We start from the raw sequence: 12,466 nt of genomic DNA on the forward strand, positions 1-12,466 counted from the left end.
GCCGAAGGCCGGGGGCCTGCACTCAGCGGGGCGGATCCCCGGCCTTCAGCGCTGCGGCGTTGACCCGGACGAGAGCGGTGTGCAGCGCCTCGAGTTCGGCGACGTCGACGCCCAGGGAATCGAACACCTCGCCGGGCACGGACTCCGCGTCGCGGCGCAGGGCACGGCCCTCGTCGGTGAGGTCGACGACCAACTGCCGTTCGTCGATCGTGCTGCGCTCGCGCGTGAGCAATCCGAGGGCTTCGAGCCGCTTGAGCAGCGGGGACAGCGTCGGGGAGTCGAGTTGCAGCACCCGCCCGATGTCCTTCACCGTCATCGGGGCGTGCTCCCAGAGGGCCAGCATCACCAGGTACTGCGGATGGGTGAGGCCGAGCCGGTCCAGGATCGGCCGGTAGACGGCGAGAACAGCGCGGTTCGCGACGGCGAGCGCGAAGCACACCTGCCGGTCGAGGGCCAGAGGATCGTCGCCGGAGGAGGAGAACTGCGCTGCCGGGGTATCGACGCTCATGGCCTGACAATACCGAACCCGACGAGGGCCGTATCGGGGTGATCGGGGGTCGGGTCCACCGGACGACCGGGATGCCGGGCGACGCCCGTCGCTCTTGACCTCGAGTGCAGTCGAGGTCGTAGCGTCATCGTTCATGACGGTTGCGACGTGGACATCCGACACCGCGCCCCTCCAGGGCCTCGGCCTGATGCGACTGACGGACGACGGGTGGGGCGACGACGACCGTGACCCCGCCCGCCTGGTCCGGGCCGCCGTCGATGCCGGCGTGTCCGTGCTGGACACCGCCGAAATGTACGGAAACGAGGAAGTGGTCGGCCGTGCACTCGGCGGCTGTCGCCAGGACGTCACGTTGTGCAGCAAGTTCGGCGTCTATTGGGGGCCATCGGGCCGGATGGACGATTGGAGCGTCCGCGCGGATCCTGCGACAGTGCGTTCGGCCATCGACGGTTCGTTACGGCGTCTCGGCGTCGACCACCTCGACCTCTACTATCTGCATCACCGCAGCGAGGAGACACCCATCGAGGAGACCGTCGCCGCGATGGCCGAACTGCACCGAGCCGGGAAGATCGGTGCGCTCGGGTTGTCCAATGTCACGCTCGACGACATCCGGCGCGCTCACGCTGTGCACCCGATCGCCGCGGTCCAGTTGGAGTGGTCCCTCGCGCAACGCAGCGTCGAAACCCTGCTCCCGACTCTCGCCGACCTGGGGATCGCGCTGGTCGCGTATTCGCCACTGGGGCACGGCAGCCTGACTCACTCCGCCGGCAATCCTCTCGGGCAGGCCCTTGCCGACATTGCTGCGCGAGAAGGAGCGACCCGTGGCCAGATCGCCCTCGCGTGGGTTCATCATCGCGCTCGCCGGGTCGCCGGCGCGGTCGTTCCCTTGCCCGGAACCACGAGCATCACGCATCTTCACGCCAACATCGCCGCCGCCCGGATCGAACTCTCCGGGAGTGACGTCGCAGCCCTCGAGGACGCTGCGCGGCAACTCGGCGACCGTTGAGTCGGGGTTTCGGTCAGTCCAGGCCGGTCGCGCGCAAGGTGATGTTCAGCCGGCCGCCGGACAGTCCCACCTGTGCGCTGCCGGTGCCCGGGAAGACGACGGGCACACCGTGAAAGGCGAATCGTGACGGCCCGCCGAACACGAACAGGTCGCCGGATTCGAGACGAACATCGGTGTAAGGACGGCCCCGGGACTCGCTGTTGCCGAAGCGGAACGTGCAGGCGTCGCTGATGCTCAGCGACACGATCGGGGCCGCGACCCGTTCGTCCTTGTCCTGGTGCATGCCCATGCGTGCGTCGTGATCGTAGAAGTTGATCAATGCGGCGTCCGGTGTGTAGTCCGCTCCCGCGGCCGCGTCCTGATACGCATCGGCGACCGCGCGCCGCCCGAGATCGACGAGCAGGTCGGGGAGGGGCGCGACGGGCGCATCGTCGACGTCCACCGCTGTGCGGCTGTACCGGTAGGGGGACCAGTGCCAGCCGAGGCACACCGTACGCACCGACATCTGCCCGCCGCCCGGTAACACGGTGTGCCGCATCGGCGCCGGGCCCCGTGCCCACTCGCGGCAGAGTTCCACCAGTTCTCGCTGCTGGTCGACATTCAGCCAGTCGGGCACGTGCACCGCACCGGGCGCGATCTCGCGGCGCGGACGGGGGATGGAGAACAGTTCGTTCACAGTCAGGGTCACTCTCGGCGGATCGTGGCAATGCGTCCGTCTCCAGGATGCCAAGCCCCGGCACGGACGACGACTTGCCCCCGCGTCGTCCGGTGTTCGCCCTATAGTCCGGTGCAGCGTGCGACAGTGCGGGCAGCGAGCATCACGACCGAGAGGGGTCCGGTGAAGGTTGACGGCAAGGTAGCCATCGTGACGGGTGGCGGCGGTGGAATCGGTGGCGCTCTCGCGGCCAGGCTCGTGGCGGAAGGGGCCCGTGTGGTCGTGGCCGACCTCGACGAGGACGCCGCTCAGCGTGTCGTGGACGCTCTCGACGCCACGTCGGCGATCGCGGTGGGAGGCGACGTCTCCGACACCGACGCGATCCGTGGTCTCGTCGAGCGCGCCGAAGCGGAGTTCGGGCCGGTCGACCTGTATTTCGCGAACGCCGGCATCACCGGCCCGCCCGGACTCGATATCGGCGAATCCGCCTGGGATCAGGTCCTCGACGTCAATCTGCGTGCCCACATCCGTGCTGCGAACATTCTCGTGCCCGGATGGGTGGAGCGGGGCGAAGGGTATTTCGTGAGCACCGCGTCGGCTGCCGGTCTTCTCACCCAGATCGGGTCGGCGGCGTATTCGGTGACCAAGCACGCCGCGGTCGGGTTCGCCGAGTGGCTGTCGGTCACCTACGGGGACCGTGGTGTGCGAGTGTCGTGCCTGTGCCCGATGGGCGTCAACACTCCACTGTTGTACGCGGGAAAGAACTCCGACAGCGAACTCGGCGCGCTCGCCACCCGTGCGGTGACCGGTGCCGGTGCCGTTCTGGAACCGGACGACGTCGCAGAGGTCGTGCTCCGGGCGCTCGAAGACGAGCACTTTCTGATCCTTCCGCACCCGGAAGTCCTCGAGATGTACCGGCACAAGGGCGCCGACTACGACCGATGGCTGAGCGGCATGCGCCGGTACCAGAACATCCTCCGCGGGGAGTCGGCGCAGCAGTAGGAGTGCGGTCCCGCCGAAACCCGATCCGTATCCGCTCGTGGTGACATAGCGTCTGCGCCATGGCTTCTGTCGACACCGTCCGCGGCCCCGCCGACACCGGTGATCTCGGTCGTGTCCTCATGCACGAACACGTCTTCGTGCTCGGGGAGGAACTGCGCGAGAACTACCCCGGATACCCGACCAGGTGGGACGAGGAACTGCGCGTCGCCGACGCGATCTCGAAACTGCGTGCATTGTCGGACCGTGGGATCGACACGATCGTCGATCCCACCGTGATCGGACTCGGCCGGTACATACCGCGGATCCAACGCATCGCCGAACACACCGACATCAACATTCTCGTGGCGACGGGGCTGTACACCTACAACGAACTGCCGTTCCAATTCCACTATGTAGGACCGGGATTGCTGTTCGACGCCCCCGAACCCCTTACCGAACTGTTCGTCCACGACATTGTTGAGGGCATCGCCGACACCGGTGTGAAGGCGGCGATGCTCAAGTGCGCGATCGAGGCGCAAGGCCTCACGCCGGGGGTCGAGCGCGTGATGCGCGCGGTGGGCCGGGCCCACGTCGAAACGGGAGTCCCCATCACCGTGCACACCAATCCGCACACCGGGTCCGGCCTCGTGGCGCAGCAGGTGCTGGCCGAGGAAGGTGTCGACCTGACGAAGGTCGTGATCGGGCACAGCGGAGACTCCACCGACCTCGAGTACCTCCGCAAGATCGCCGACGCCGGGTCGCTCCTGGGAATGGACCGGTTCGGTCTCGACCTACTGCTGCCCTTCGAACAACGCGTCGATACCGTTGTCGCGCTGACGGAGAGCGGATACGCGGACCGCATGGTGCTCGCGCACGATGCGTCGTGCTTCATCGACTGGTTCCCGCACGACGTCAAGGAACTTGCGGTACCGAACTGGAACTACAACCACATCAGTGACGATGTGCTGCCGGTTCTCCGCGAGCGTGGCGTCAGCGACGAGCAGATCACCACGATGCTGGTCGACAATCCGCGGCGGTTCTTCGAAAGGTGAGGCTGCCGCCGAGCCGGGTCCGCACTCCTCCGGACAAGCGTCGACGCATGCGACCGTCGACGCTGATCAATACAGTGGAGTCATGACATCGTCCGGTTTGCCGATCACGGCTGCTCGCGGCGTCGGGGTGGACACCGACACTGCAGTGAGGGGAGTCCTCACCGGCGGCCCTCGCCGCCCCGAGGACCGTCCTGCCGACGTGACGGTGCGCCCGCTCGAGGATCGGGACTGGGATGCGGTGCGGCGGATCTACGGTGAGGGGATCTCCACCGGCACCGCGACCTTCACCACCGAGGTTCCCGCTCGCGAGGTGCTCGACGAGGTGTGGCTGCCCGACCACCGTTGGGTCGCCGAGATCGACGGGTGCGTCGTCGGCTGGGCGGCGTTGAGCCCGGTATCGAGCCGCGAATGCTATGCCGGGGTGGCGGAGAACTCGATCTACGTCGCCGACGGGATGCGGGGGCGCGGGGTCGGCAGGGCGCTGCTACGCACCCAGGTCGACGCCGCCGACGAGGCGGGTTTGTGGACGCTGCAGACCTCGATCTTCCCGGAGAACCGCACCAGTCTCGCCCTGCACCACGCGGCGGGATTCCGCACCGTGGGTATCCGCGAACGTATCGGCAAGCTCGCAGGAGTCTGGCACGACACCGTCCTGCTCGAACGCCGGTCCGAGACGGTGATCTGACCGACCCCCGGAATACTGCCGATCTCGCCGGCTGCGGAGTTCCCGCCGGCGCGCTCACGCGGCGTCGTGCAGCACCAACCCGAGCGTGCGCCGCAGACCGGACCGGACGGTGCTCACGCCGTGCCGCACCGGCGACCGCGTCCATCCGCGGGCACCGCGCGTCGGACGGTCGCGCGTGGTGAAGATCAAGGCGTGCCCTTGCTCGATCACGGTGGCGGTACCGCGGGATTGGGCTCGGGGACGTTGCTCGACGAGCATGAACTCGCCGCCGCTGTAGTCGACACCGGGACGGTCGAGCCCGATCACCACCTGCAGCGGGAATGCGAGATCGCCGTAGAGGTCGCGGTGCAGCGCGTTCCAGTCGCCGCCCACGTAGCGCAGCATCAGCGGCGCCGGCTTGCTCTGGCCGGCAGCGTGACACATTTCCAGCCACTCGTCGAAGTCGTCGGGCCAGGGTGCGGGATCACCCAATCGCTCGGCCCACTCGCGCGCGGGGGCGAGCAGGCGGTGGTAGAAGGTGGCGCGGAGTTGTGCGACCGGGTCGGGGACGGGCGCGCCGAAGTACTTGTAGGTTCCGTGGCCGTAGCGGTGGCGGGCCATATCGACGGTCGTGCGGAATCGGGTGTCGTCGTCCCACAGCGACAGGATCTCGGTGCGCTCGGACGGTTCGAGGAGCGGGCCGGTGGCGGCGCAGCCGTAGTTGTCGAGGTCGTCGGCGAACTGCGCCCATGGCAGGGCGTCGACGCGGTCAGCGAGTTTCGAGGTGTGGTGCGCCATGCGGCCTCCTTCGCTCTCGTACCGTAAACGCACCGGAGTGCGAGAACGTGAGATCTCAGCGAGGGGCGTCGTCGACGAGTTTGCGCAGCAGCCGGGCGAGGTCGGCGCGTTCGGAGGGGTCGAGCCGGGCGAACACCTCCGCGGCGTCGGTGTCGCGTGCCGAGTCGAGTTCGTCCAGCACTGTGCGACCGTTATCGGTGAGCTGCACACATACCGCGCGGCGATCGGCGGGATCGGGAAGGCGCTCGGTCAGTCCACGGGATTCGAGGCGGTCGACGACCTCGGTCGCCGACCGGGGCGCGATACGCAGTGCCTTTGCGACCACGCCGAGGCGGATCGGAGTGTCGGTGTCGCCGATGACCCGGAGTGCACGGTGTTCGTGTGGGGACAGCTCCCACGGGTTCAGCAGGTCGTGCCAACGTCGCCGCAGGGTGCGGGTGGCGCCCATCAGAAGGTCGCGCAGCACAACGGGAGAATCGGACATGACCGGACTATACCTCACTTGACAGGTACCTCTTAATGAGGCAACCTCAGTAATTACGTACGAATCATGAATCGAGGTGGTGTGCATGATGCATCCCCCACCAGGTCGAGGCGGTCACCCCGGTGGCCGTGGAAAAATCGATCCCAAGGACGTCGAGCAGCTGCGCGAATCTCCCGTCAGCTTGCGCCGGATCGGCGCTCTCTTCGCCCCTTACCGCCGTCAGATCACCCTCGTGGTGGTGCTGATCGTCGCGTCGTCCGCCGTGTCTCTCGCCACGCCGTTCCTCGTGCGCGCCGTCATCGACGACGCGATTCCGCACCAGAATGTGAGTCTGTTGCTGTGGGCTGTGGGCGGCATGCTCGCGGTCACCGTGATCAGTTCGCTGTTCGGCGTGGTGCAGACCTGGATCTCCACCACGGTCGGCCAGCGGATCATGCACGGCCTGCGGACCCGGGTGTTCACCCACCTGCAACGGCAGTCCCTGAGCTTCTTCACCCGCACCCGCGGCGGTGAAATCCAGTCGAGACTGACCAACGACATCGGCGGCATGCAGTCCGTCGTCACGACGACGGCCACCTCGCTCGCCGCCAACATCACGACCGTGGTCGGCACCGCGATCGCCATGGCCGTCCTGAGCTGGCGGTTGTCGCTGCTGTCGCTGATCGTGCTTCCGCCGGCCATCTGGCTCACCCGCCGCGTCGCCCAGATGCGACGGGCGATCACGACGCGCCAGCAACGCCGGCTCGCCGACATCCAGACCCAGATCGACGAAGGCCTGTCCGTCAGCGGCGTACTGCTCGGCAAGACCCTCGGCACCGGGCCCGCGCTGTCGGACAAGTTCGCCAGGACCTCCGCCGACCTCGCCGACCTCGAGGTGCACGCGCAACTGTCGGGACGGTGGCGCATGGCCACCATGAACATCGTGTTCGCGGCGATTCCGGCGGTGCTCTATCTCGTCGCAGGTCTGCCCGCGACCTCGGGTGGCATGACCATCGGCACGCTCGTCGCATTCACGGGGCTGCAGGGGGCGCTGTTCCGTCCCCTCATGAGCCTGCTCGACGTCGGCGTGTCCGTCACCAGTTCGCTCGCACTGTTCAGCCGCATCTTCGAGTATCTCGATCTGGACGTCGACATAGAAGAACCTGCTCACCCGGTCCCGGTCGACCCCGAGAACATCTCCGGCAGGGTCCGATTCGAGAATCTCAGCTTCCGGTACGAAGGGGCACACCGTCTCGCGCTCGAGGGGATCGACCTCGAGGTGCCGGCCGGTGCGCAGGTCGCGCTCGTCGGCGAGACCGGTTCGGGCAAAACCACGCTCGGGTCACTGATGGCGCGGTTGTACGACCCCACTTCCGGCCGGGTGACGATCGACGGGATCGATCTGCGCGACATGCGGCTCGCCGATGTGGCGGCTCTCGTCGGTGTCGTGTCGCAGGAGACCTATCTGCTGCACGCCACTGTCCGGGAGAATCTGCGCTACGCAAGGCCGGACGCCACCGACGCGGAGATCGAGGACGCCGCGCGTGCGGCGCACATCCACGACCTGATCACCTCGTTGCCCGACGGCTACGACACCGTGGTCGGCGCACGCGGACACCGATTCTCCGGTGGCGAGAAGCAGCGACTGGCGATTGCCCGCACCCTGCTGCGGGATCCGCGGATCCTGGTGCTCGACGAGGCGACCAGTGCCCTCGACAACGACACCGAACGCGCCGTGCAGCAGGCGCTCGACAACGCCCGGGCCGGGCGGACGACCATCACCATCGCACACCGCCTCTCCACGGTGCGCGACGCCGACGAGATCGTCGTCCTCGATCACGGGCGGATCATCGAGCGGGGCACCCACGACGCGCTCGTCGCGCGCGGGGGCAAGTACGCGGCACTCGCGCGGCGAGACGGCCGTACGCTCTCCGAGCACCCCGACCGGTCCGTAAGCGTGTGACTCAGGCGCGCACCGACGAGAGGGCACCCACCACGTCGTGCGTCGGAAGCACGACCGCGCATCGCGAGGCGACGTAGCTCAGCGCGTCGGCGTGCTCGCGTTGTGAGAAGTCGGCCGTGGCGTCCGAGACGAAGAAGACCTGGATGTCGTTCATGAACCCGTCCAGGGCGGTCGTCAGGCACCCGATGTGCGCGTACACGCCGGTGACGATCAGCTGGTCGCGGCCCCACTCGCGCATCCGTTCGAGCAGATCGGTGCGGATGAAGGCGCTGTAGCGCCATTTGGTGAGCATGGTGTCGCCGGCGTGCGGTGCCAACTCCGCGATGATCGACGTCTCGGCGGGGTCTTCGGACAGCCCGGGACCCCAGAAGTCGGACAGCAGCGCACGATCGGCCGGGTCCTGGTCTCCCGGTTGCGCGGTGTACACGACCGGAGCCCCGACATCGTGGGCGGTGTTGCGCAGCAGGTCGATATGGGGAACCACGGTGGCCAGCGGATCGGCCGCCCGGTCGAACGACCGCACGAAATACTCCTGCATGTCGTGCACGAGTACGACGGCTCGGTTCGGATCGATCGACCACGACACCACGTTCGCGGGCTGCTCGTAGGGAAGGGAATAGGACACGGACTTCGGCAGGGCCATCGGATGTTCGCTTTCTGCGGTGTGGTCGGTCAGTTCTGGAGGGTGGCGGCCAATGCGCGACGCAGTTCGTTGCGGCTGATCTTGCCGACACCGGTCACCGGGAATGCGTCGACGAAGCGCACCTTGTCCGGGATCTTGTACGCCGCGAGTCCTCGCTCACGCAGGAAGGCTTTGAGCGCAAGCGCTTTCGGAGCCTCCCCCTCGGTCACGACGAAGGCACACGTGCGTTCGCCGAGGTACTGGTCGGGCATGGCGACCACGGCGGCATCGAGCACCGAGGGATGCGCGACGAGGTGGTTTTCGACCTCCTCGGCCGCGATCTTCTCGCCGCCCCGGTTGATCTGATCCTTGGCGCGGCCTTCGACCACGATGTAGCCGTGTTCGGTGATGCGCACGATATCGCCCGTGCGATAGAACCCGTCTGTGGTGAATGCCGTCGAATTATGTTCGGGCGCATTGTAGTAACCGCGGATCGTGTAAGGACCGCGGGTGAGGAGGTGCCCGGGGGTGCCGAACGGGACGGGCTCGCCGGCGTCGTCGACGACACGGATCTCGTCGTGCGGGCTGATCGGGCGTCCCTGGGTCTGGACGATCGTCTCGTCGTCGTCGTCGAGACGGGTGTAGTTGACGAGGCCCTCTGCCATGCCGAAGACCTGCTGCAGCGTGCAACCGAGTTCCGGGCGCACCCGCTTGGCCGCCTCCGCGGGGAACTTCGCGCCGCCGACCTGCAGTACCTCGAGGGAGGACAGGTCGTGTTCGGTACGGGCCCGTGCGGACAACCACGCCAGTGCGAGCGGCGGGACCAGCGAGGCCATCGTCACCCGTTCGCTCTCGATGAGTGCGAAGGCGGTGTCCGGACTCGGGTCCGGCGCCAGCACGACCGTGCCACCGGAGTGGAGGACACCGAGAATCCCGGGCGAGCTCATCGGGAAGTTGTGTGCCGCAGGAAGTACGACCAGCATGCGGGTGTGCTCGTCCACTCCGCAGATCCGGGCGGAATCGCGCACCGAGTAGAGGTAATCGGCGTGGGTGCGGGGGATGAGCTTCGGGGTTCCGGTGGTACCGCCGGAAAGTTGGAGGAAGGCGACGGACTCGGCATCGACGTCGGCGATCGGTGCCGGCTCGTGCGTGCGCAGCGACGCCAGGGAGATGAACTCGGTGGAGTCCCCGGCGACGATCACTGCGGGCGGGTTTTCCAGTGCGCCGGTCACCTCGCGGGCGAGCGTGCGGTAATCGAATCCGCCGTGCTCGGCAGCGACGACGTAGGCGGCGGCGTCCGCGAAACGGCAGAAGTAGCCGACCTCGGAAGCGCGGTGCGCCGGGAGAGCGAACACGGGCAACGCCCCGATGCGGAAGACCGCGAAGAGGACTTCGGTGTACTCGACGATGTTCGGTAGCTGCAGCACGACCCGGTCGCCGGCACGGACACCGGAATTCTGGAGCCCGGTGGCGATGCGCGCGGCGGACTCGTCGAGGTCACGGTAGGTGAGGTGCCGCCGCGCCCCGGTGGCATCCGGTCCCACGACAGCGATCCGGTCGCCGAACTGCGCGGCGCGGGTCGGCATGAACTCCGCGAACGTCTCCCCGGTCCAATACCCGGCGCCGCGGTACAGCTCGCTGAATTCCTCGGGAAAACGGGCGATGTCGGCAAGCGCGCTGCGCCGGAGGCCGGAGGTCACGAATGATTCCTTTCGGGGACAGAACGGGTTTCAGGCGCGAAGGGTCGCGCCACCGTCGACGTACAGGGCTTGCATGGTGATGTGCCGGGCACGGTCGGAGAGCAGGAACTCGATGGCGTCCGCGATGTCGGACGGCTCGGCGATGCGCCCGAGCGGGATTCCGACCTTGAACTGCGCGGGGTCGCCCTCGATGGCGTTGCGCGCACCGCGGTCGTCGTCGGGGTCTTCCCACAGCGACCGTTGCATCGCGGTATCGGTGGAGCCGGGGGCGACGATATTGGCGCGGATTCCGTACTGCGCCAGTTCCAGTCCGGCGACCCGCACGATCATCGCTGCGGCCGCCTTCGACGATCCGTACGCGCCCATTCCCATCCGGGGCACACCTGCGGAGTTCGATCCGACGACGACGATCGAGCCCGAACGGCGCTCCCGCATCACACGTCCCACGGCACGGAGCACCGCCACCAGCCCGGTCACGTTGACGTCGAACATGCGCTGCCAGTCGTCCGGGTCGGAGTCGAGTACGGATCCGGTGGTGAACACTCCCGCGACGTGGGCGAGTCGCTCGAGCGGGCCGTGGTCGGATTCGATGCCGGCGACGGTGAACTCGACCGCGTCGTGGTCGCGGATGTCGACGGGGTACACGGGGGTGTCGTCACCGATCAGCGCTGCTGTCTTGCGTAGGCCGCCCGGATCGCGGTCCATGAGGGCGAGCCGGTGTCCGGCGCGGGCCAGGGTGACAGCGGTGGCGCGTCCGATGCCCTGGGCGGCGCCCACGACGAGGGTGACGGGGGCGCTCATCGCCGCACCCCGAGTGCATCGAGCACGGTGCCGAATTTCACGGTGGTCTCGGCGAGTTCGTCTGCGGGATCGGAATCGGCGACGATCCCGCCACCGGCGTAGGCGGTCAGGGTGAGCCCGTCCGCGTCGAGTACGGCGCACCGGATCGTCACCATCCACTCGCCGTCACCGTCGGCGTCACACCATCCGACAGCCCCGGCGTAGAACCCGCGGTCACCTTCGACATCGCGGATGAAATCTCGCGCCGCGTCGGTGGGCGTGCCGCAGATCGCGGGAGTCGGATGCACCGCGAGGGCGAGATCGAGCGCTGTGGTGGAGCGATCGCGCAGTCGCCCCGACACCGGAGTACCGAGATGCCACAACTGCTTGGTGCTCGTCAGCGACGGCCGGTCCGGGATGTCGAGGTCGGTGCACAGCGGTTCGAGTACGGTGCGCAGCGCGCGAACGACGTGCGCGTGCTCCGCGAGATTCTTCGCGGACTTCGCGAGCCGCTCGGCGGTCGCGCGATCCGAATCGGGGTCGGCGTGACGCGGTGCCGATCCTGCGAGCGGATGTGCGGTGACGAGATCGCCCCGGCGCCGGATGAGCACCTCGGGACTCGAGCCGATCAGGTGCCGTCCCCGCCAAGATTCTCCGGCCGGGGTGAGGTCGACGGCGAATCCGTTGCCGGCGGGGTCGTTCCCGGCGAGTCGTGCGAGCAGGTCGGCGGTCGGGACCGGCCGTTCGGAGCGCAGTTCGAGCGCGCGTGCGAGGACGACCTTGACGAGGTCGTCGTCGGCGGAACGCAGCAGGGTGAGTGCGCTGGCTACACGGTCGATGTGCGCCTGCTCGGTGGGAATCGCGTGGGCGATGCGGATGGCGGGGAGATCGGGCCTCGAGACGCCGAGCGGCGTGGAGGTGTGCCGCAGCGCGCGCGGTGCCGTCAGGGCGGCGGGGTGCGCGGGATCGAAGGGGAGCGCACCGGCGAGAGCGCGCACGCGCCCTGTTCGCAGAGCCTCGGACGCGGCGTCGGCGCGGTCGAACCGGTCGTCGAGTCCTTCGGCGACCACGGTGCCGTGAGGGCGGGACAACACGAACGGGCGTGGCACGGTCCGCTCGGCACAGTCGGGTGTCGGTGCGTCGACAACCGATGTTTGCATGCTCGAACCTCTCGATAGCGGAGTGAGAAAGGCGGATCGAGCGCAAGGTGCACAAGATCGCTTCAGCAACATATACGGTTAGCCTTACCTTTGGTACTGTTCCGCATTGCCGAGAGT

13 protein-coding genes are annotated in these 12,466 nt (G+C 67.8%); 5 read left to right on the plus strand and 8 right to left on the minus strand.

What is annotated here, in order from left to right:
- Window positions 1-22 precede the first annotated feature (22 nt).
- Window positions 23-508 carry a MarR family winged helix-turn-helix transcriptional regulator gene (locus ACFWU2_RS04070; protein ID WP_378601258.1) on the minus strand — a complete coding sequence of 162 codons (486 nt, stop codon included), beginning with the start codon at window positions 506-508 and terminating at the stop codon, window positions 23-25.
- Window positions 509-641: 133 nt separating this feature from the next.
- Between ACFWU2_RS04070 and ACFWU2_RS04075 the strand changes: the two genes are divergently transcribed.
- Window positions 642-1,511, plus strand: a complete 870-nt coding sequence (locus ACFWU2_RS04075; protein ID WP_378601261.1) for an aldo/keto reductase — start codon at window positions 642-644, stop codon at window positions 1,509-1,511.
- 13 nt (window positions 1,512-1,524) lie between these two features.
- On the opposite strand, the gene ACFWU2_RS04080 is transcribed toward ACFWU2_RS04075, so the two are convergent.
- Window positions 1,525-2,187, minus strand: a complete 663-nt coding sequence (locus ACFWU2_RS04080) for an alpha-ketoglutarate-dependent dioxygenase AlkB family protein (RefSeq protein WP_378602303.1) — start codon at window positions 2,185-2,187, stop codon at window positions 1,525-1,527.
- Window positions 2,188-2,349: 162 nt separating this feature from the next.
- Here ACFWU2_RS04080 and ACFWU2_RS04085 point away from each other — a divergent pair, with 162 nt between their 5' ends.
- From ACFWU2_RS04085 to ACFWU2_RS04095, 3 genes are read left to right on the plus strand one after another with little or no spacing between them, the layout of a single operon-like run.
- The gene (locus ACFWU2_RS04085) at window positions 2,350-3,168 is read left to right on the plus strand and encodes an SDR family oxidoreductase (protein WP_378602306.1); all 819 of its coding nucleotides are present in this window, start codon (window positions 2,350-2,352) and stop codon (window positions 3,166-3,168) included.
- Between the two features lie 59 nt (window positions 3,169-3,227).
- A complete protein-coding gene (locus ACFWU2_RS04090; protein WP_378601264.1) occupies window positions 3,228-4,199 on the plus strand; it encodes a phosphotriesterase in 972 nt (323 codons plus the stop codon).
- Window positions 4,174-4,884 carry a GNAT family N-acetyltransferase gene (locus ACFWU2_RS04095; protein WP_378602309.1) on the plus strand — a complete coding sequence of 237 codons (711 nt, stop codon included), beginning with the start codon at window positions 4,174-4,176 and terminating at the stop codon, window positions 4,882-4,884. Before ACFWU2_RS04090 ends, ACFWU2_RS04095 begins: the two co-directional genes overlap by 26 nt.
- A 54-nt stretch (window positions 4,885-4,938) precedes the next feature.
- Here the strand turns inward: ACFWU2_RS04095 and ACFWU2_RS04100 are convergent, their stop codons facing one another.
- Both ACFWU2_RS04100 and ACFWU2_RS04105 read right to left on the minus strand, forming a co-directional pair.
- Window positions 4,939-5,661 (minus strand): 2OG-Fe(II) oxygenase, encoded by a 723-nt coding sequence (locus ACFWU2_RS04100; RefSeq protein ID WP_378601267.1) that lies wholly within the window; start codon window positions 5,659-5,661, stop codon window positions 4,939-4,941.
- Between the two features lie 55 nt (window positions 5,662-5,716).
- Window positions 5,717-6,145, minus strand: a complete 429-nt coding sequence (locus ACFWU2_RS04105; RefSeq protein WP_378601270.1) for a MarR family winged helix-turn-helix transcriptional regulator — start codon at window positions 6,143-6,145, stop codon at window positions 5,717-5,719.
- Window positions 6,146-6,230: 85 nt separating this feature from the next.
- On the opposite strand from ACFWU2_RS04105, the gene ACFWU2_RS04110 reads away from it, so the two are divergent.
- Window positions 6,231-8,087 carry an ABC transporter ATP-binding protein gene (locus ACFWU2_RS04110; protein WP_378601273.1) on the plus strand — a complete coding sequence of 619 codons (1,857 nt, stop codon included), beginning with the start codon at window positions 6,231-6,233 and terminating at the stop codon, window positions 8,085-8,087.
- 1 nt (window position 8,088) lies between these two features.
- Here the strand turns inward: ACFWU2_RS04110 and ACFWU2_RS04115 are convergent, their stop codons facing one another.
- Genes ACFWU2_RS04115 through ACFWU2_RS04130 form a run of 4 tightly spaced genes read right to left on the minus strand, consistent with a single transcriptional unit; the run spans window position 8,089 to window position 12,349 of the window.
- Entirely contained in the window at window positions 8,089-8,730 is a 642-nt protein-coding gene (locus ACFWU2_RS04115) for an isochorismatase family protein (RefSeq protein ID WP_378601276.1), read from the minus strand.
- A gap of 29 nt (window positions 8,731-8,759) precedes the next feature.
- Complete coding sequence (locus ACFWU2_RS04120) at window positions 8,760-10,409, minus strand: (2,3-dihydroxybenzoyl)adenylate synthase (RefSeq protein WP_378601279.1); 1,650 nt, start codon at window positions 10,407-10,409, stop codon at window positions 8,760-8,762.
- Between the two features lie 30 nt (window positions 10,410-10,439).
- The gene (locus ACFWU2_RS04125) at window positions 10,440-11,210 is read right to left on the minus strand and encodes a 2,3-dihydro-2,3-dihydroxybenzoate dehydrogenase (protein WP_378601282.1); all 771 of its coding nucleotides are present in this window, start codon (window positions 11,208-11,210) and stop codon (window positions 10,440-10,442) included.
- A complete protein-coding gene (locus ACFWU2_RS04130) occupies window positions 11,207-12,349 on the minus strand; it encodes an isochorismate synthase MenF (protein WP_378601285.1) in 1,143 nt (380 codons plus the stop codon). The genes ACFWU2_RS04125 and ACFWU2_RS04130 overlap by 4 nt, the downstream gene beginning before the upstream one ends.
- Window positions 12,350-12,466: the final 117 nt, after the last annotated feature.

The sequence above is a fragment of the Rhodococcus sp. NPDC058639 genome (assembly GCF_042717545.1).
GTDB lineage: Bacteria > Actinomycetota > Actinomycetes > Mycobacteriales > Mycobacteriaceae > Rhodococcus.

Excerpts from the sequence above, each read along its gene's own strand:
- ACFWU2_RS04070 (WP_378601258.1), bottom strand. The coding sequence starts at position 508 with ATGAGCGTCGATACCCCGGCAGCGCAGTTCTCCTCCTCCGGCGACGAT.
- ACFWU2_RS04075 (WP_378601261.1), top strand. The coding sequence starts at position 642 with ATGACGGTTGCGACGTGGACATCCGACACCGCGCCCCTCCAGGGCCTC.
- ACFWU2_RS04090 (WP_378601264.1), top strand. The coding sequence starts at position 3,228 with ATGGCTTCTGTCGACACCGTCCGCGGCCCCGCCGACACCGGTGATCTC.
- ACFWU2_RS04100 (WP_378601267.1), bottom strand. The coding sequence starts at position 5,661 with ATGGCGCACCACACCTCGAAACTCGCTGACCGCGTCGACGCCCTGCCA.
- ACFWU2_RS04105 (WP_378601270.1), bottom strand. The coding sequence starts at position 6,145 with ATGTCCGATTCTCCCGTTGTGCTGCGCGACCTTCTGATGGGCGCCACC.
- ACFWU2_RS04110 (WP_378601273.1), top strand. The coding sequence starts at position 6,231 with ATGATGCATCCCCCACCAGGTCGAGGCGGTCACCCCGGTGGCCGTGGA.
- ACFWU2_RS04115 (WP_378601276.1), bottom strand. The coding sequence starts at position 8,730 with ATGGCCCTGCCGAAGTCCGTGTCCTATTCCCTTCCCTACGAGCAGCCC.
- ACFWU2_RS04125 (WP_378601282.1), bottom strand. The coding sequence starts at position 11,210 with ATGAGCGCCCCCGTCACCCTCGTCGTGGGCGCCGCCCAGGGCATCGGA.
- ACFWU2_RS04130 (WP_378601285.1), bottom strand. The coding sequence starts at position 12,349 with ATGCAAACATCGGTTGTCGACGCACCGACACCCGACTGTGCCGAGCGG.